The organism is Streptomyces sp. TLI_185 (genome assembly GCF_003814765.1).
Lineage (GTDB): Bacteria > Actinomycetota > Actinomycetes > Streptomycetales > Streptomycetaceae > Streptomyces.
The window spans coordinates 6,374,256-6,391,255 of sequence record NZ_RKRB01000001.1 but is presented as its reverse complement, the minus strand read 5'-3'; the positions used below and the strand labels follow the sequence as shown (position 1 = coordinate 6,391,255).

Below are 17,000 nucleotides of genomic sequence, written 5' to 3'. Positions count from 1 at the left end.
CTTCCTTGACTCGGACCTCATAGTCCGCCCATGAAGAGATCATCGAGGGTGCGCGCGGGCTCCACGGTTGCCGTGAGCGTGCTGTCGCTCGCCCTCATCACGGGTTGCGGCGGGAATTCCGGAGACTCCAAGGGCTCCGGCTCCACGGACTCGTCCTCCTCGTCGACTGCGGCCGCGAAGGCGTTCAGCGCGGCCGAGCTGAAGAAGCTCATCATCAGCGGGGCGGACCTCGACGGCTACGACGTCAAGTCCGCGGACACCGGCGGCAAGTTCGCCGCCTCCAAGGACCAGGTGACGGTGGCCGACGCCAAGTGCGCGCCGCTCGCCTACGTCCTCACCGGGTTCGCACCGGGCGACACGAGCGCGTACGTCAACCGGATGGCCACGGAGAAGAACGACGAGCCCACGCCCACGGGCACCTCGGACGAGGACCTCGACGCCGCGATGAACGGCCTCCAGGACGTCCTGGAGTCCAAGTTGACGATCGTCTCGCTGTCCTCGTACGACGGCGGGGGTGCCCAGGACACGATGAAGTCGGTGTCGGACGCGGTGAGCGGCTGCGCGAACGGCTTCACCATCTCGGCCAAGGGCCAGGACACCCAGAAGTTCACGAAGGTCGCCGAGGAGAAGTCCTCCGGAAGCGGTGACGAGTCGGTGGCGTTCGCCGTGACCGGCAAGACCGAGGGCGACACGACGACGGTGCACGGCGAGGTGGTGCGGCACGGCTCCACGATCGCCACCTACTACTCGATCAGCCTGGCGGCCCTGGCCGGCAAGGGGGGCAAGTACAGCGTCCCCGCCGAGATCGTCAAGGCGCAGGCGGCCAAGCTCGCACGGAGCTGACGTGCAGGGAGGGCCGCCGCCGGGGGGAAACAGCGGCGGCCCTCGTACCAACAGGAGCGGTCAGGCGAGCGGTCCCGTCACACGCTCGACCGCGGCGACCAGACGCCCGTCGCGCACGAACGCGTCCGCGGCGGCCAGGTCGGGCGCGAGGAACCGGTCCGGACCCGGGCCCTGGACCCCCGCCTTCCGTGCGGCCGTGATGGCGGCCTGCGAGGCGGGCGCCGGGGCCAGGCCCTCGCGCAGTTCGATCGCGCGGGTGGCGGCGTACAGCTCGATGGCGACCACGCGCGTGAGGTTGTCGACGGCCGTACGCAGCTTGCGGGCGGCCGACCAGCCCATGGAGACGTGGTCCTCCTGCATGGCGGAGGAGGGGATCGAGTCCGCGGACGCCGGTACGGCCAGCCGCTTCATCTCGCTGACCAGCGCGGCCTGCGTGTACTGGGCGATCATCAGCCCCGAGTCGACACCCGCGTCGTCGGCCAGGAACGGCGGCAGACCGTGGCTGCGGTTCTTGTCGAGCAGCCGGTCGGTGCGCCGCTCGGCGATCGAGGCGAGATCCGCGGCGGCGATGGCGAGGAAGTCCAGGACGTACGCCACCGGGGCACCGTGGAAGTTGCCGTTGGACTCCACCCGCCCGTCGGGCAGCACGACGGGGTTGTCCACGGCCGACGCCAGCTCGCGCTCGGCGACGAGCCGGGCGTGCGCCATGGTGTCCCGTCCGGCACCGGCGACCTGCGGGGCGCAGCGCACCGAGTAGGCGTCCTGGACGCGCGGCGCGTCGTCCTGGTGGTGCCCGGTGAGCTCCGAACCCTTCAGCACGGCCAGCATGTTGGCGGCGGAGGCACCCTGCCCCGGGTGCGGACGGATGGCGTGCAGCTCGGGGGCAAGGACCTTGTCCGTCCCGAGCAGCGCCTCCAGCGACAGGGCGGCCGTGATGTCGGCCGACTTGTAGAGGGCGTCCAGGTCGGCGAGGGCCATGACCAGCATGCCGAGCATGCCGTCGGTGCCGTTGAGGAGGGCGAGGCCCTCCTTCTCCCGCAGTTCGACGGGGGCGATCCCGTGCTCGGCCAGCAGCTCGCCGGCCGGGCGGACGGCACCGTCCGGTCCTTCCGCCTCTCCCTCGCCCATGAGCGTGAGGGCGCAGTGGGACAGGGGCGCGAGGTCGCCGGAGCAGCCGAGCGAGCCGTACTCGTGCACGACCGGGGTGATCCCGGCGTTGAGCACGTCGGCCATGGTCTGCGCGACCTCGGGCCGCACGCCCGTGTGCCCCGAGCAGACGGTCTTGAGCCGCAGGAACATCAGGGCCCGTACGACTTCCCGCTCCACCCGCGGCCCGAGGCCGGCGGCGTGCGAGCGGACGATGTTGCGCTGCAGCTGAGCGCGGAGTTCCGGGCTGATGTGCCGGGTCGCCAGGGCACCGAAGCCGGTGCTGACGCCGTAGACCGGCTCGGGCTTGGCCGCCAGCGCCTCCACGATCTCCCGGGCGGCGGCAAGGGCCGCCACCGCCTCCGCGGAGAGCTCGACCCGGGCGCCGCCGCGCGCCACGGCGAGAACGTCGGACGCGGTCACCCCGGACGTCCCCACCACCACAGTGTGCATATCCATATTCAGGAGCGTACGCAGTGAAGACGAAGATGTCACTACCGGGTTGCGGGTACGCCCCTTACGCATGGGTCACTTGTAATGCGCCGGCCGGCATCCCTCAGCCCGTCGTGGGGGTCCCCCCGCTCGAGCGAAGCCGAGAGTGGGGGAGTTTGAGGACGAGGCCGTTCGGGCCGATACGGGGGCCTGGGGGCGGAGCCCCCAGCGTCACCCCGGCCGCCCCCGGAACCGCCGCCGCTCCGCGGCAACCTGCGGCGACGGCTCGTCGGCCAACCGCACGACCGGGTCGTCGGGCCCCGCCCGCCCCGCCACCACGGGAGTGCTCGCGCGGAGCGCCTTGGCCCGGTACTGCGCGGCGTCCGCCAGCCGGAACAGCCGCCGGGCGGACCGCACGGGCCCGATGGGATCCTCAGTGGAAGCGACCCCGCAGGCGACCCCGTCGCCGAGCTCCAACTCGGCGGCGCGGCGGCAGAGTTCGTCGGCCGCCTTCACGGCCTCGTCGGCGGACGGGCCGACGGACAGCAGACAGAACTCGTCGCCGCCGAGGCGGGCCGCGAGCGTGCCGGGGAGCATCGCGCCGCACAGGGAGAGGACGGAGCTGAAACGCTCCAGGAGGCGGTCGCCGACGGCGTGCCCCTGGGTGTCGTTGACGCGCTTGAGGCCGTTGAGGTCGCAGACGACGAGGCTGACGACCGTGCCGTCCGCGCGGTGCCGCTCGACGGCCTCGTCCAGCTTCGCATCGACGGCACGGCGGTTGGCGAGGCCGGTGAGAGCGTCGGTGTAGGCGAGCCGCCTCACCTCCTCCAGCCGCTCGGCCTGGGCGATCCCGGCGGCGACGACGGCGGCCAGCACGGTGGCGAAGTCGGCGTCTCCCCGGTCGAAGACGGGAGCACCTGCAGGGCGGGCGACATAGAGCTCGCCCCACGCGCGCCCGTGCAGCACGATCGGGGCGACGACACAGCACCCGCGGCCCCGGCGGCGCAGGGCGGCGACGCGCTGGTGGACGTAACCGGGGCGGCCGCCCGCCGCGGGACCGTGCGCCGTCTCGACCCAGGCGTCGGGCTCGCCGCCGCCGGCCCATCGCTCGTGCAGGAACTCGGTGATCTCGGGGAACTGGTGCACGGGGTACGACTCGTCCTCCGGGAACTCCTCCTCCCCCTCGGTCCGCTCCCCCACGTTCGCGAGGACCCGCAGCCGGCCGAGCTCCCGCTCCCACACCGACAACGCGGCGAAGCTCCCGCCCAGCGCACGGCACCCCCCGGCCGCCGCCGCCCGCCACGCCTCGCGCGAGCCGTGGGCTGCCGCCATGCCCTGCGCCAGCGCGACGACTGCTGCGAGCCGTTTGTCCTCACCCATTACTCCAGGTTAGGGAGGTTTTGGGGGTTTCGGCAGATTGGTGCGGCGGTGGGGTGACCGACCTCTGGGGCTCCGCCCCCAGACGCCCGTGTCGGCCTGGACGGCCTCGTCCTCAAACTCCCCCACTCTCGGCTTCGCTCGAGCGGGGGGACCCCCACGACGGGCTGAAAAACAAAGACCCGACCGGCGCTCACAAGGAGCTACTCCCCCGGCCACTCCGGCTTCCGCTTCTCATTGAACGCCGCCACGCCCTCCGCCCGGTCCCCCGAGAACGCCACCGACCGCCACGCCGCATCCTCGACCTCCAGACCGGCCCGCAGGTCGAGCCCGTGGCCGAGGCGCAGCGCGCGCTTGGCGGCCCGCAGGCCGACCGGCGAGTTCGCGGCGATGCGTGCGGCCAGGTCCAGTGCCGCCTCACGGTCCCGGCCCTCCTCCACCAGCTCGTCCACGAGCCCCAACTCCCGTGCCTCCGCGGCCTGCAGACGCCGTGCGGTGAAGATGAGCTCGGCCGCCCGCGCGGCCCCCACCCGCCGCGGCAGCAGCTGCGTACCGCCGCCGCCCGGGATGACGCCCACGGACACCTCCGGCAGCCCCACCACGGCCGTACGGTCGGCCACGATCAGGTCGCACGACAGCGCCAGCTCGAAGCCCCCGCCCAGGGCGAACCCGTGCACCGCCGCGATCGTCGGCACCGGCAGCTCCAGGACCCCGGTGTACGCGGCCCGGGCGACCGGCCGCTGCCGGAGCAGATCGGCGTCGGTGAAGGAGTTCCGCTCCTTGAGGTCCGCCCCGACGCAGAACGCCCGCTCGTGCGTGGACGTCACCACGACCACCCGTACGTCACGGTCCGCGGCGAGCGCCGTGCAGGCCCCGGCGATCGACCGCGCCATCTCGCTCGACACGGCGTTCATGGCCTTGGGCCGGTCGAGGACGAGCTCCGCGACATGCCCGACATCCCCGTCGCCGTGCCGCCGCACCACCACGAACTCGCCGAACCGCTCCTCGCCCATGACACCCTCCAGTTAACGCGGGTTAACAACCGTCGGCCCGATCATTGCAGGGTTCTGTTCCGTTGTCCCCGTTCGGGTGACATCCCGCCCAACTCCCGCCACACCGCCCACGGGAGCGCATACGGTGCGTCCGCGACGGCGCACAGGGGAGCGCGGGCGCAAGGGGGAGGGGACATGATGACGGTGACGGCGGAGACATCGGTGAGGCGCGGCCGCCATCGCAGGCCCCGCCCGCGCAAGGTGCTGTTCGCGGTGGGCGGGCTGGCGCTGGCCGCCGGCGCGCTGAGCCTCGTACGGATGGCACCCGATTCAGGCAGCAGCGGGGTCGGCACCGCGGAGGCCGAGGCACGTCAGGACCCTGGCACCGATACCACCGCCGACGCATCGGACCATGCCGTCGCCGCCGTCGCGGCCGCACCCCGGGTGAGCCCGTCATCGACCTCCGCAATGGGCGGGGAAAGCACGACACCGGCCCTACTTACGAGCCCCGTCCCCCTGCACACCGCAACCACGTCGCCGGGCCTCCCGACCACCCCCGGCACCACGACCATCCCGGTCGCCCCGAATACCCCGGCGCCCGCGGCCACCAACCAGCCGCCCACACCGACGGCCTCCACCCCCCGACCGACTCCGACCACACCCTCACCCGCCCCGAAGCCGAGCGAGACCGAACTGTGCGTACCGGCAATCGGCCTGTGCGTGGACCCACTCACCACCGGCTGAGAGCCGCGCCCCAAAGGGGCGCGGGTCTGTATCGATATGCGGCTCCGCCGCGTGGGCGCGACCAGCCACAACGAATCCGCAGCCGAAAGATGCGCCTACCGCCCCCGCGGCGGAGGCCGCAGAACGGCATACCCGGCGGGGCGCTAACCCCGCCGCGTGAGGAGCCACGGCTCCACCACACCAAGCCCCCGCACCGGCCGCTGCCACATCGGCTGCAGAGCAAACCGGTACACCGGAGGCTCCTCGCCCTCCTTCTCCGCCGCCGCGGCGGCTTCGGCCGCCTCGGCCTCGGAGGCCGGTGCCTCCCCGGTGCGAATGAGCTCCTGCGCGAAGTCGGTGTCGACGAGGACGGCATCGCGAGGAGCTATGGACGTCAGCCGGGAGGCGAGGTTCACCGTCGTACCGAAGACATCGCCCATACGAGTGGTCACCGTGCCGAAGGCGATGCCGACGCGCAGTTCCGGCATCGTCTCGTCGTGCGCCATGGTCTCTATGAGACGCAGCGCGATCTCGGCGGCGATCCCGGCGTCGTCGGCCGCGTAGAGCACTTCGTCGCCCAGCGTCTTGACCAGCCGGCCGCCGTGCGCGGCGACCAGGTCGGCGGCGGTGGTCTCGAAGGCCTCGACGAGTTCGCCGAGTTCCTCCTCCTCCATACGGCGGGTGAGGCGGGTGAAGCCGACCAGGTCCGCGAAGCCGACGGCCAGGCGCCGGTCGACCATCTCCTCGTCGTCGGCGGCCTGCACGACCCGCCCGGCCGAGGCGGCGAGCTGGCGCCGCCAGACGTAGACGAGGAACTCCTCCAGCTCGGGCAGGAGCAGTTCGACGATCGGGTACGTCACCTCGGTGCGCGTCATCCCGGGTTCCGGGGGCTCGGTCAGGCCCTCCAGGAAGGAGTCGATCTGCCACTCGGCGAGGCGGGCCGTGGTCTGGCCGGTGGAGCGGGCCACCTGCACCGCCATCGCCTCGCTCAGCAGCCCGGCCTCGACGAGGCCGGACAGGCGGCGCAGCGCGAGTACGTCGGCCTCGGTGAGCGCCTTGGCCTGCCCGATGTCGGCGAAGCCCATGGCCCGCCAGAAGCGGGTGGCCAGCTCCACCGAGACGCCCGCACTGCGAGCCGCCTGAAAGGGGGTGTAGCGTCGCTCCGCGCCGAGGATCAGGTGTTCCAGACGCAGGGCGAGCGGGTCCTCGCCGGGATCGGCGGCATGGGGGTCCACCCGGCCGTCCGCGCCCGTGCCGGAGCCCGTGTCGTCGACGGTCACGCCTGCTGCCCTTCCGATCTGCCACGGTCAGGTATCGACCGGCCTCAACTGTACGGCAGGTGTGCCCTAGCTCACTCCCGGGAGTCGTGCACAGCTGCAGGCAGCCGTGCATCCACCCTCGGTCAGAGGGGCCTCAGGTGCACGATGTCCCCGGCACCCACCGGCTCCTGAACCCCGTCCTCCGTCGCGATCACCAGCCTTCCGTCGCCGTCGACCGCCACCGCCTCCCCGGTGATCGACCGGTCCCCCGGCAGCTCCGCCCGCACCGTCCTGCCCAGCGTCGCGCAGCCCGCCGCGTACGTCTCCTGCAGGTCGCTCGCCGACGGATCGCCGCCCGCCTCGCGCCAGCGGCCGTACCACTCCTCCAGGGAGCGCAGCACAGCCCTGAGCAGGGGATCGCGGTCCGTGCTCACCGCCCCCGCCAGCGCCAGCGAACCGGCCGTCGGCACCGGCAGTTCACCCTCCCGCAGCGTGACATTGATGCCCACTCCGATGACGACCCCGTCGTCCCCGGCCCGCTCGGCGAGGATGCCGCCGGCCTTGCGTTCCTCGCCGCCGATGGAAACAAGCAGGTCGTTGGGCCACTTGAGTGCCGTGTCGACGCCCGCCGAGCGGGACAGTCCGGTCGCCACGGCGACCCCGGTGAGCAGCGGCAGCCAGCCCCAGCGGGCGACCGGCACCTCGGCCGGTTTCAGCAGCACGGAGAAGAAGAGGCCGGAACGGGCCGGTGCCGTCCACTGGCGGTCCAGGCGGCCCCGCCCGGAGGTCTGCTCCTCGGCCACGAGGACGTACCCCTCGCCCGCCTTGCCCGCGCCCGCCAGGGCGACCAGGTCGGAGTTGGTGGAGCCGGTGCTCTGCACCACCTCCACCTCGCGCCACAGCCCGCTCTCCTGCACGAGCCCGCGACGCAGCGCGGCGGCGTTGAGCGGAGGCCGGTCCAGGTCGGACCAGCGGCTGTCGTCTGAAGCATCTCGCGGCGTCATGCAAGCCACCCTAGGTGTGTGAAACGCCGCACTGCTGATTCGTAGCGCCCCCACTACTCTACGGATGAGTAACCGTCCCCCCTTTTGAGCAGGCAGGGAGCCGCGATCCCGATGTCCGAGCCGGAAGAGATCGATATCCACACCACCGCGGGCAAGCTCGCGGATCTCCAGCGTCGTATCGAGGAAGCGACGCACGCCGGCTCCGCACGCGCCGTCGAAAAACAGCACGCCAAGGGCAAGTTGACGGCCCGTGAGCGGATCGAGCTGCTGCTCGACGAGGGTTCCTTCGTCGAGCTGGACGAGTTCGCCCGGCACCGGTCGACGAACTTCGGGCTTGAGCAGAACCGCCCGTACGGGGATGGCGTGGTGACCGGTTACGGCACCGTCGACGGCCGCCCCGTCGCGGTCTTCTCCCAGGATTTCACCGTCTTCGGCGGCGCGCTGGGCGAGGTCTACGGCCAGAAGATCGTCAAGGTCATGGACTTCGCGCTGAAGACCGGCTGTCCGGTCATCGGCATCAACGACTCCGGCGGCGCCCGCATCCAGGAAGGCGTCGCCTCGCTCGGCGCCTACGGCGAGATCTTCCGCCGCAACACGCACGCGAGCGGTGTCATCCCGCAGATCTCCCTGGTCGTCGGCCCCTGCGCGGGCGGCGCGGTCTACTCCCCCGCGATCACCGACTTCACGGTCATGGTCGACCAGACCTCGCACATGTTCATCACCGGCCCGGACGTCATCAAGACGGTCACCGGCGAGGACGTCGGCTTCGAGGAGCTGGGCGGCGCCCGCACCCACAACTCCGCGTCCGGCGTGGCCCATCACATGGCCGGCGACGAGAAGGACGCCATCGAGTACGTCAAGCAGCTGCTGTCGTACCTGCCGTCCAACAACCTCTCCGAGGCCCCGGTCTTCGCCGAGGAGGCGGACCTGGCGGTCACCGCCGAGGACCTCGAGCTGGACACGATCGTGCCGGACAGCGCGAACCAGCCGTACGACATGCACACGGTGATCGAACACGTCCTGGACGACGCCGAGTTCTTCGAGACGCAGCCGCTGTTCGCGCCGAACATCCTCACCGGGTTCGGGCGGGTGGAGGGCCACCCGGTCGGCATCGTCGCCAACCAGCCCATGCAGTTCGCGGGCTGCCTCGACATCGACGCGAGCGAGAAGGCGGCGCGCTTCGTGCGTACCTGCGACGCCTTCAACATCCCGGTGATCACATTCGTCGACGTGCCGGGCTTCCTCCCGGGCGTCGACCAGGAGCACACCGGCATCATCCGCCGCGGCGCCAAGCTGATCTACGCCTACGCCGAGGCGACCGTCCCGCTGATCACGGTGATCACCCGCAAGGCCTTCGGCGGTGCCTACGACGTCATGGGCTCCAAGCACCTCGGCGCGGACATCAACCTCGCCTGGCCGACCGCCCAGATCGCCGTCATGGGCGCCCAGGGCGCGGTCAACATCCTGCACCGCCGCACCATCGCGGAGGCGGAGGCCGCCGGAGACGTGGAGGCCACTCGCGCCCGTCTGATCCAGGAGTACGAGGACGCCCTCCTCAACCCCTACATCGCGGCCGAGCGCGGCTACATCGACTCGGTGATCATGCCGTCCGAGACGCGCCGGCACGTCGTCCGCGGCCTGCGTCAGCTGCGCACCAAGCGGGAATCCCTGCCTCCGAAGAAGCACGGCAACATCCCCCTCTAGGAGCCGCCATGACGATCAAGGTCGTACGGGGCAACCCGACCCCGGAGGAGCTGGCCGCCGCCCTGGCGGTGGTCCGCGCCCGCGCCGCGGCGGAAGCCTCCATCCCGCCGGGCGCGAAACGAGACAGGGACTCCTGGTCCGACCCGGCCAGGATCGCCTCCCACCGCCTGCCCCAGCCAGGCCCGACGGCATGGACCCGCACCTACTGGCCGGGCTGAGCAGAGCTCTTCAGGGGCGCGAGAAACCGCGCATCTTCAGGGGCGCCGGGCCGCCCGCCTTCAGGGGCGCGGGGAACTGCGCGTTCAGGGGCGCGGGGCTGTATCGATTTGCGGCTCCGCCGCGTGGGCGCGACAAGCCCCCACCGGGCCCGCAGCCAAAACCGAACCGCTGCGGGCCCCAAACCTGAGTACCCGTACTCAGGCGCACGCCTCCAGCCCAGCGCACGCTGGACGTATGTTGTGGTCCGACCCTGAGAACGAGCCGCCCAAAGAACTCCGCGACATGCAGGAGATGCTGCGGCGGCTCGGCCTCCTCATGGCGTTGGCCATGATCCTCGCGATGATCGTGATCGGCCTGAGGTGATCCCCGCCGCTGCATCGATCTGCGGCTCCGCCACGTGGCGCTCGCGGCTACCCTGACCGCATGACAGACGCGCCCCGCCGCCGCCTCATCCTCGCCTCCCAGTCCCCCGCCCGGCTGAACCTCCTGCGCCAGGCAGGCCTCACACCGGAGGTGATCGTCAGCGGTGTGGACGAGGACGCCGTGACCGCCCCCACCCCGTCCGAACTCGCCCTCGCCCTGGCGGAGGCCAAGGCTTCCGTCGTCGCCGCCAGGCCGGAGGCACACGGCGCTCTGGTGATCGGCTGCGACTCCGTCCTGGAGCTGGACGGTGAGGCCCTGGGCAAGCCCGCGGACGCCGAGGAGGCGACGGCCCGCTGGAAGTCGATGCGCGGCCGGGCGGGCATCCTGCAGACGGGGCACTGCGTCTGGGACACGGCCAACAAGCGGTACGCGTCCGGCACCGCCTCCACCGTCGTCCGCTTCGGCGACCCCACGGACGAGGAGATCGCCGCCTACGTCGCCTCGGGCGAACCCCTCCACGTCGCGGGCGCGTTCACGCTCGACGGCCGCAGCGCGCCGTTCATCGAGGGAATCGACGGCGACCACGGCAATGTGATCGGCATCAGCCTGCCCCTGGTCCGCCGGCTGCTCGCCCAGCTGGGCGTCGGCATCACGGAGTTGTGGGCGCCGGCGGAGATGTGACGGGGGAACCCCCTTCGTCCTTGCTGCCGCCGTCCCTGCCCCCGTCGTCAGTGCCGCCGTCGTTCTCGGGACCGGGTGCCGCGGGCGGGACCGCGTCGGTGGGTTCGGCCGGGCTGTCGTACGTCATCAGAAGCAGCACGATGAGGGCGAGCACGACCACCATGAACAGGAACGCGGTCCAGCCCACCAGCCCCCACACGAACGCCCCCAGCAGCCCGTGCACGACCGCGGCGCTGATCAGCAGGATGCGCCCGAAGCCGGCCGGCGGGCGGTTGCGGACCGCCACGAGGAGCGCGACGAGGCCGCACAGGGCGTAGTAGAGGCCGAAGACGATGCCGCCGATCTTCGACGACGCCGACATCGTGTCGGGGTCGAGGCCCGCCAGCGACATGTCCTGCCGGCCGACGACGATCCCCAGGAACCAGTTCAGCGCCGCGACGCCGAACGCCTCCACGAAGAGCACGACCGCCACGACCCACGCCACCGGTCTGCGCACCACCGGTCCCCACCCACTCTCGACTGCCGCCCGAGCGGGTCGGCCAAGGATGCTGCTGTCTCGACTGCGTACTAGACATCGCGAACGCTACTAACGGGTAAACCCCGGGACAAGGGTTCTGCGGGCGGCAAAGATTCGTTGGGCCATTCGTAGGGACTCCACAAAGAAACCGAGTGGCCCGCAGCACGCTCTCACAGAGACCTTGACCACATGGGAGAGCTAGGGTTTCCGGGAGGAGTCCTGCGTACCGAGGTGCGACAAGGGATTTCGCGGGTCGAGCAAGCCTCGCATCACGCTCCGTGTGGGCAAGCTCACCACTGGGGACGGGTCGTAGTGCCGTGTAGCCAGTCCCTAAACTCGGCTTGTTTCAAGGAGGGAGCCTCAATCGTGCGCAAGGTGCTCATCGCCAACCGTGGCGAAATCGCTGTCCGCGTGGCCCGGGCCTGCCGGGACGCCGGGATCGCGAGCGTGGCCGTCTACGCGGACCCGGACCGCGACGCTCTGCATGTCCGCGCCGCGGACGAGGCGTTCGCCCTGGGCGGTGACACCCCGGCGACCAGTTACCTGGTGATCGACAAGATCCTGAACGCGGCGAGCGAATCCGGCGCGGACGCCATCCACCCCGGATACGGCTTCCTCTCCGAGAACGCCGACTTCGCGCAGGCGGTCCTGGACGCCGGGCTGATCTGGATCGGCCCGCCGCCGCAGGCCATCCGCGACCTGGGTGACAAGGTCGCCGCCCGGCACATCGCCCAGCGGGCCGGCGCCCCGCTGGTGGCCGGCACGCCCGACCCGGTTTCCGGTGCGGACGAGGTCGTCGCCTTCGCCGAGGAGCACGGCCTGCCGATCGCCATCAAGGCCGCCTTCGGCGGTGGCGGCCGCGGCCTGAAGGTCGCCCGCACCCTCGAAGAGGTGCCCGAGCTCTACGAGTCCGCGGTCCGTGAGGCCGTGGCCGCCTTCGGCCGCGGCGAGTGCTTCGTCGAGCGCTACCTGGACAAGCCGCGGCACGTGGAGACCCAGTGCCTGGCCGACCAGCACGGCAACGTGGTCGTCGTCTCCACCCGTGACTGCTCGCTGCAGCGCCGCCACCAGAAGCTGGTCGAGGAGGCCCCGGCGCCGTTCCTCTCGGACGCGCAGGTCGAGGAGCTGTACTCCTCCTCCAAGGCCATCCTCAAGGAGGCCGGCTACGTCGGCGCCGGCACCGTGGAGTTCCTCGTCGGCGTCGACGGGACGATCTCCTTCCTCGAGGTCAACACCCGCCTCCAGGTCGAGCACCCGGTCACCGAGGAGGTCGCCGGCATCGACCTGGTCCGCGAGATGTTCCGCATCGCCGACGGCGAGGAACTCGGCTACGGCGACCCCGAACTGCGTGGCCATTCCTTCGAGTTCCGCATCAACGGCGAGGATCCGGGCCGCAACTTCCTCCCGGCCCCCGGCACCGTCACCACCTTCGCCCCGCCGTCCGGCCCGGGCGTCCGCCTGGACGCGGGCGTCGAGTCCGGCTCGGTGATCGGCCCGGCCTGGGACTCCCTGCTCGCCAAGCTGATCGTCACGGGCGCCACCCGTGAGCAGGCCCTGCAGCGTGCCGCCCGCGCGCTGGAGGAGTTCCAGGTCGAGGGCATGGCGACCGCGATCCCGTTCCACCGCGCGGTGGTCAAGGACCCGGCCTTCGCCCCCGAACTCACCGGCAGCGCCGAGCCGTTCACGGTCCACACCCGCTGGATCGAGACCGAGTTCGTCAACGAGATCCCCGCCTTCGCCGCCCCGGCCGAGGCCGAGGCCGAGGAGGACGCGGACCGCGAGACGATCGTCGTCGAGGTCGGCGGCAAGCGCCTCGAGGTCTCCCTGCCGTCCTCGCTGGGCATGTCCCTGGCCCGCACCGGCCTCGCGGCCGGCGCCAAGCCGAAGCGCCGCGCCGCCAAGAAGTCCGGCCCGGTGGCCTCCGGCGACACCCTCGCCTCGCCGATGCAGGGCACGATCGTCAAGGTCGCCGTCGAGGAGGGCCAGGAGGTCAAGGAGGGCGACCTGGTCGTCGTCCTCGAGGCGATGAAGATGGAACAGCCGCTGAACGCCCACAAGTCCGGCACCATCAAGGGCCTGGGCGCGGAGGTCGGCGCGTCCATCAGCTCCGGCGCCGCGATCTGCGAGATCAAGGACTGACCGGGAGCAAGCGCTGACCGAGATGTAGCACTGACACGGCACGGTCGTCCCGTACGACATCCCGAGGCGCCCGGCGGACTGGAGCAGTCAGTCCGCCGGGCGCCTCGTTTTTCGCCCGTTCCCCGGCTCCCGCGTCGGTGGGCCACGGCCCGCGGACGGTCCGGTCCGCCCGGTCGCGCATCCTCGATGGCATGCTGGAGCCAGACGGGGGCGCGCGCGAGGGCAGGTGGGAGGCATGGTGGGCACGACATCGGCGGGGACTGCGGCGAACGGCGGCTCAGAGGTGACGCCGGCGCCCCCGCGCGTCATGCGTGCCGACGCCCGCCGCAACTACGAACGGCTGCTCACCGAGGCCCGCGCCGCCTTCGCCGCGCACGGCACGGACGCGTCCCTGGAGGACGTGGCCCGGCGCGCGGGCGTCGGGATCGGCACCCTGTACCGCCACTTCCCCAACCGTCATGCCCTGTTGAGCGCCGTCTTCGAGGAAGCGGTGAGCGACCTCCTGGACCGCTCCCACGAACTCCTGGGCGCCCCCGAGCCGTGCACGGCCCTGGTGACCTGGCTCCGCGAGATCGTCACCCACGCCGGCGAGTACCGCGGCCTGGCCCTGGCCCTCATGTCCGTCTCCTCCGACAACACCTCACCGCTGGCCAACTGCAGCGGCCCGATGCGCGAGGCGGGCGCCGCCCTGCTCGACCGCGCTCAACAGTCAGGCAAGGTCCGCAAGGACGTCACCATCACCGACCTCCTCCAACTGACCAACGCAATCGCCCTGGCAGCGGAGGAATCACCAGCAGACCCACAACTGGCAGACCGCTTGCTGACCCTCACCCTTCGGGGCCTGAAGACCGGTTGAGAGATATACCCGCCCTCAGGGCAGCGCCCCTCTAGGGGCGCGGGGCTGTATCGATATGCGGCTCCGCCGCGTGGGCGCGACAAGCCACAACGAACCCGCAGTCGCCCGACAATGCGAACCCCTACGGCGAACAGGCAATGAGCCTAACGCCGCCGCAAATCCGCCACCCGAGCCCGCTCCCGCTCAACCCCGGAGGAATCAAGCACGGCCGCCGTCCGAAGGCCGGACCCCGGCTGCCCGCGCCGCGGCCCCGGCAGGGCGACGTCCCGACGCGGCCCCCTCGGGGGGACGGATTCACCGCCCGAATTCCCCGAGGCCCCGGCCACGGCAATCTGCACGCCCTGATCGGCAAGAGCCTGCAACTCGGTGCCGGCCCGGTCGTCATGCGCCGGCGGCTCATCGGTCACCAGCCGGGTGATCACATCCGTCGGCACGGTCTGGAACATCGTGTCCGTACCGAGCTTGGTGTGATCGGCGAGCACGACGACCTCCGCGGCCGCCTGCACCAGCGCCCGGTCGACGGACGCCGACAGCATGTTGGACGTGGACAGCCCGCGCTCGGCGGTGAGCCCGCTCCCGGACAGGAAGGCACGGGACACCCGCAACCCCTGCAGGGACTGCTCGGCGCCACTGCCCACCAGGGCGTAGTTGGAGCCGCGCAAAGTGCCGCCGGTCATCACGACCTCCACGCGGTTGGCATGGGCCAACGCCTGGGCGACCAGCAGGGAGTTGGTGACGACGGTCAGTCCGGGGATTCGCGCGAGCCGACGGGCCAGCTCCTGTGTGGTGGTACCCGCCCCGACCACGATGGCCTCGCCCTCTTCCACGAAGTTGGCAGCGAGGTCGGCGATGGCCGTCTTCTCGGCGGTCGCGAGATGTGACTTCTGCGGAAAGCCGGACTCCCGCGTGAACCCGCCCGGCAGTACCGCACCGCCATGCCGGCGGTCGAGGAGTCCTTCTGCCTCCAGTGCGCGCACGTCCCGCCGTACGGTCACTTCGGAGGTCTGGACGACGCGGGCGAGCTCACGGAGCGACACGGCCCCGTTCGCTCGCACCATTTCGAGGATCAATTGGCGACGTTCTGCAGCGAACACGAAACTGACAGTAACCCCAACGACCGTCTGCTTTCAGCTGTTTGCGCCGAATAGCAGAAGTTGTTCGCACAGAAGCGCGGGAAGTGGTATAGGGCCTACTCGCCCCGCCTATGCCGTACGCATGCTCGACAACTCCCTGTGACCAGCGAGGAGTCGGTTTCGGCCGTCAGACTTCGCCGCCGGTCTTGCGCGTGTGGAGCTGCCGGGCGACCTCCGCGATCGACCCCGAAAGGGAGGGATACACGGTGAACGCGTTCGCGATCTGTTCGACCGTCAGATTGTTGTCGACGGCGATCGAGATCGGATGGATCAGTTCCGAGGCGCGCGGGGACACGACCACACCGCCGACCACAATGCCCGTACCGGGGCGGCAGAAGAGCTTCACGAAGCCGTCGCGGATGCCCTGCATCTTGGCGCGCGGGTTGCGCAGGAGCGGGAGTTTGACCACTCGGGCGTCGATCTTGCCCCCGTCGACGTCGGCCTGCGTGTAGCCGACGGTGGCGATCTCCGGGTCGGTGAAGACGTTGGACGAGACGGTCTTCAGATTCAGCGGGGCCACCGCGTCGCCGAGGAAGTGGTACATGGCGATACGTCCCTGCATGGCGGCCACGGAGGCGAGGGCGAAGACGCCCGTCACGTCACCGGCGGCGTACACACCGGGAGCGGTCGTCCGCGAGACCTTGTCGGTCCAGATGTGCCCGGACTCGCGCAGCTTGACGCCGGCCTCCTCCAGGCCCATGCCCTCGCTGTTGGGGATGGCGCCGACCGCCATCAGGCAGTGCGTGCCCGTGATGACACGGCCGTCGGAGAGGGTGACCTCGACGCGGTCGCCGACCCGCTTGGCGGCGGCGGCGCGGGAGCGGGCCATGACGTTCATGCCGCGGCGGCGGAAGACGTCCTCGAGGACGGCGGCGGCATCCGGGTCCTCGCCCGGCAGCACGCGGTCCCGGGAGGAGACCAGGGTGACCTTCGACCCCAGGGCCTGGTAGGCACCGGCGAACTCGGCGCCGGTCACACCCGACCCGACCACGATGAGCTCCTCGGGGAGCTCGTTCAGGTCGTACACCTGCGTCCAGTTGAGGATCCGCTCGCCGTCGGGCTGGGCGTCGGGCACCTCGCGCGGGTGGCCGCCGGTGGCGATCAGTACGGCGTCGGCGATGAGGGTCTCCTCGGTGCCGTCGGCGGCGGAGACGATCACCTTGCGGGAGCCGTCGAGGGCCTGCATTCCCTCCAGCCGTCCGCGGCCGCGCATGACCCGGGCGCCGGCGCGGGTGACTGAGGCGGTGATGTCGTGCGACTGGGCGAGGGCGAGCCGCTTCACACGGCGGTTGACCTTGCCCAGGTCCACGCCGACCACCCGGGCCGCCTGCTCCAGCGGCGGGGTGTCGTCGGCGACGATGATGCCGAGCTCCTCGTACGACGAGTCGAAGGTGGTCATCACCTCGGCCGTGGCGATAAGGGTCTTCGACGGTACGCAGTCGGTCAGCACCGACGCCCCGCCCAGACCGTCGCAGTCGACGACGGTCACCTCCGCGCCGAGCTGGGCGGCCACCAGGGCCGCCTCGTATCCGCCGGGTCCGCCACCGATGATCACGATCCGAGTCACGTACCCCATTGTCCCGCACCGCTCAAGGTGCTACTGCCCGGGGGG

At 71.3% G+C, this 17,000-nt stretch carries 16 protein-coding genes; 8 read left to right on the top strand and 8 right to left on the bottom strand.

Annotation, left to right across the window (positions count from 1 at the left end; all coding sequences use genetic code 11):
- Nucleotides 1–30 precede the first annotated feature (30 nt).
- Nucleotides 31–843, top strand: a complete 813-nt coding sequence (locus EDD92_RS29560) for a hypothetical protein (protein WP_260326828.1) — start codon at nucleotides 31–33, stop codon at nucleotides 841–843.
- 60 nt (nucleotides 844–903) lie between these two features.
- Here EDD92_RS29560 and hutH read toward each other — a convergent pair whose 3' ends face one another.
- The 3 genes from hutH to EDD92_RS29545 all read right to left on the bottom strand — a co-directional run bounded on the left by hutH (nucleotide 904) and on the right by EDD92_RS29545 (nucleotide 4,811).
- Entirely contained in the window at nucleotides 904–2,442 is a 1,539-nt protein-coding gene (hutH, locus tag EDD92_RS29555; RefSeq protein WP_123970608.1) for a histidine ammonia-lyase, read from the bottom strand.
- Between the two features lie 210 nt (nucleotides 2,443–2,652).
- Nucleotides 2,653–3,801: a GGDEF domain-containing protein gene (locus EDD92_RS29550; protein WP_123967146.1), complete on the bottom strand. Its 1,149-nt coding sequence runs from the start codon at nucleotides 3,799–3,801 to the stop codon at nucleotides 2,653–2,655.
- 200 nt (nucleotides 3,802–4,001) lie between these two features.
- Nucleotides 4,002–4,811: an enoyl-CoA hydratase/isomerase family protein gene (locus EDD92_RS29545; RefSeq protein WP_123967145.1), complete on the bottom strand. Its 810-nt coding sequence runs from the start codon at nucleotides 4,809–4,811 to the stop codon at nucleotides 4,002–4,004.
- Between the two features lie 174 nt (nucleotides 4,812–4,985).
- Here EDD92_RS29545 and EDD92_RS29540 point away from each other — a divergent pair, with 174 nt between their 5' ends.
- A complete protein-coding gene (locus EDD92_RS29540) occupies nucleotides 4,986–5,534 on the top strand; it encodes a hypothetical protein (RefSeq protein WP_260326827.1) in 549 nt (182 codons plus the stop codon).
- Between the two features lie 143 nt (nucleotides 5,535–5,677).
- Here EDD92_RS29540 and EDD92_RS29535 read toward each other — a convergent pair whose 3' ends face one another.
- Together EDD92_RS29535 and EDD92_RS29530 are read right to left on the bottom strand one after the other, a co-directional pair.
- Nucleotides 5,678–6,793 carry an adenylate/guanylate cyclase domain-containing protein gene (locus EDD92_RS29535; RefSeq protein WP_123967144.1) on the bottom strand — a complete coding sequence of 372 codons (1,116 nt, stop codon included), beginning with the start codon at nucleotides 6,791–6,793 and terminating at the stop codon, nucleotides 5,678–5,680.
- A 122-nt stretch (nucleotides 6,794–6,915) separates the two neighbouring features.
- Entirely contained in the window at nucleotides 6,916–7,776 is an 861-nt protein-coding gene (locus EDD92_RS29530) for a biotin--[acetyl-CoA-carboxylase] ligase (RefSeq protein ID WP_123967143.1), read from the bottom strand.
- Nucleotides 7,777–7,887: 111 nt separating this feature from the next.
- Between EDD92_RS29530 and EDD92_RS29525 the strand changes: the two genes are divergently transcribed.
- From EDD92_RS29525 to EDD92_RS29515, 4 genes are all read left to right on the top strand, one after another.
- Complete coding sequence (locus tag EDD92_RS29525) at nucleotides 7,888–9,480, top strand: acyl-CoA carboxylase subunit beta (RefSeq protein WP_123967142.1); 1,593 nt, start codon at nucleotides 7,888–7,890, stop codon at nucleotides 9,478–9,480.
- 8 nt (nucleotides 9,481–9,488) lie between these two features.
- A complete protein-coding gene (locus tag EDD92_RS29520; RefSeq protein WP_123967141.1) occupies nucleotides 9,489–9,698 on the top strand; it encodes an acyl-CoA carboxylase subunit epsilon in 210 nt (69 codons plus the stop codon).
- A 235-nt stretch (nucleotides 9,699–9,933) separates the two neighbouring features.
- A complete protein-coding gene (gene mmpB, locus EDD92_RS51395; RefSeq protein WP_099930981.1) occupies nucleotides 9,934–10,062 on the top strand; it encodes a morphogenic membrane protein MmpB in 129 nt (42 codons plus the stop codon).
- Nucleotides 10,063–10,122: 60 nt separating this feature from the next.
- Complete coding sequence (locus EDD92_RS29515) at nucleotides 10,123–10,743, top strand: nucleoside triphosphate pyrophosphatase (RefSeq protein ID WP_123967140.1); 621 nt, start codon at nucleotides 10,123–10,125, stop codon at nucleotides 10,741–10,743.
- Here EDD92_RS29515 and EDD92_RS29510 read toward each other — a convergent pair.
- Nucleotides 10,712–11,242, bottom strand: coding sequence for a hypothetical protein (locus tag EDD92_RS29510; protein WP_123967139.1), 531 nt, complete (start codon nucleotides 11,240–11,242; stop codon nucleotides 10,712–10,714). The genes EDD92_RS29515 and EDD92_RS29510 overlap by 32 nt on opposite strands.
- A gap of 384 nt (nucleotides 11,243–11,626) precedes the next feature.
- On the opposite strand from EDD92_RS29510, the gene EDD92_RS29505 reads away from it, so the two are divergent.
- Nucleotides 11,627–13,399 carry a biotin carboxylase N-terminal domain-containing protein gene (locus tag EDD92_RS29505; RefSeq protein WP_123967138.1) on the top strand — a complete coding sequence of 591 codons (1,773 nt, stop codon included), beginning with the start codon at nucleotides 11,627–11,629 and terminating at the stop codon, nucleotides 13,397–13,399.
- A gap of 235 nt (nucleotides 13,400–13,634) precedes the next feature.
- Complete coding sequence (locus EDD92_RS29500) at nucleotides 13,635–14,255, top strand: TetR/AcrR family transcriptional regulator (RefSeq protein ID WP_123967137.1); 621 nt, start codon at nucleotides 13,635–13,637, stop codon at nucleotides 14,253–14,255.
- Between the two features lie 143 nt (nucleotides 14,256–14,398).
- Here EDD92_RS29500 and EDD92_RS29495 read toward each other — a convergent pair whose 3' ends face one another.
- Nucleotides 14,399–15,349, bottom strand: a complete 951-nt coding sequence (locus EDD92_RS29495; RefSeq protein WP_123967136.1) for a DeoR/GlpR family DNA-binding transcription regulator — start codon at nucleotides 15,347–15,349, stop codon at nucleotides 14,399–14,401.
- Nucleotides 15,350–15,515: 166 nt separating this feature from the next.
- The gene (locus EDD92_RS29490; RefSeq protein ID WP_123967135.1) at nucleotides 15,516–16,964 is read right to left on the bottom strand and encodes an NAD(P)H-quinone dehydrogenase; all 1,449 of its coding nucleotides are present in this window, start codon (nucleotides 16,962–16,964) and stop codon (nucleotides 15,516–15,518) included.
- Between the last annotated feature and the right edge of the window lie 36 nt (nucleotides 16,965–17,000).

Bases quoted from the DNA above. Each gene is read 5' to 3' on its own strand.
- EDD92_RS29560 (WP_260326828.1), top strand. From the start codon at position 31: ATGAAGAGATCATCGAGGGTGCGCGCGGGCTCCACGGTTGCCGTGAGC.
- EDD92_RS29490 (WP_123967135.1), bottom strand. From the start codon at position 16,964: ATGGGGTACGTGACTCGGATCGTGATCATCGGTGGCGGACCCGGCGGA.
- EDD92_RS29525 (WP_123967142.1), top strand. From the start codon at position 7,888: ATGTCCGAGCCGGAAGAGATCGATATCCACACCACCGCGGGCAAGCTC.
- EDD92_RS29550 (WP_123967146.1), bottom strand. From the start codon at position 3,801: ATGGGTGAGGACAAACGGCTCGCAGCAGTCGTCGCGCTGGCGCAGGGC.
- hutH (WP_123970608.1), bottom strand. From the start codon at position 2,442: ATGCACACTGTGGTGGTGGGGACGTCCGGGGTGACCGCGTCCGACGTT.
- EDD92_RS29540 (WP_260326827.1), top strand. From the start codon at position 4,986: ATGATGACGGTGACGGCGGAGACATCGGTGAGGCGCGGCCGCCATCGC.
- EDD92_RS29520 (WP_123967141.1), top strand. From the start codon at position 9,489: ATGACGATCAAGGTCGTACGGGGCAACCCGACCCCGGAGGAGCTGGCC.
- EDD92_RS29545 (WP_123967145.1), bottom strand. From the start codon at position 4,811: ATGGGCGAGGAGCGGTTCGGCGAGTTCGTGGTGGTGCGGCGGCACGGC.
- EDD92_RS29500 (WP_123967137.1), top strand. From the start codon at position 13,635: ATGGTGGGCACGACATCGGCGGGGACTGCGGCGAACGGCGGCTCAGAG.
- EDD92_RS29530 (WP_123967143.1), bottom strand. From the start codon at position 7,776: ATGACGCCGCGAGATGCTTCAGACGACAGCCGCTGGTCCGACCTGGAC.
- EDD92_RS29515 (WP_123967140.1), top strand. From the start codon at position 10,123: ATGACAGACGCGCCCCGCCGCCGCCTCATCCTCGCCTCCCAGTCCCCC.
- mmpB (WP_099930981.1), top strand. From the start codon at position 9,934: ATGTTGTGGTCCGACCCTGAGAACGAGCCGCCCAAAGAACTCCGCGAC.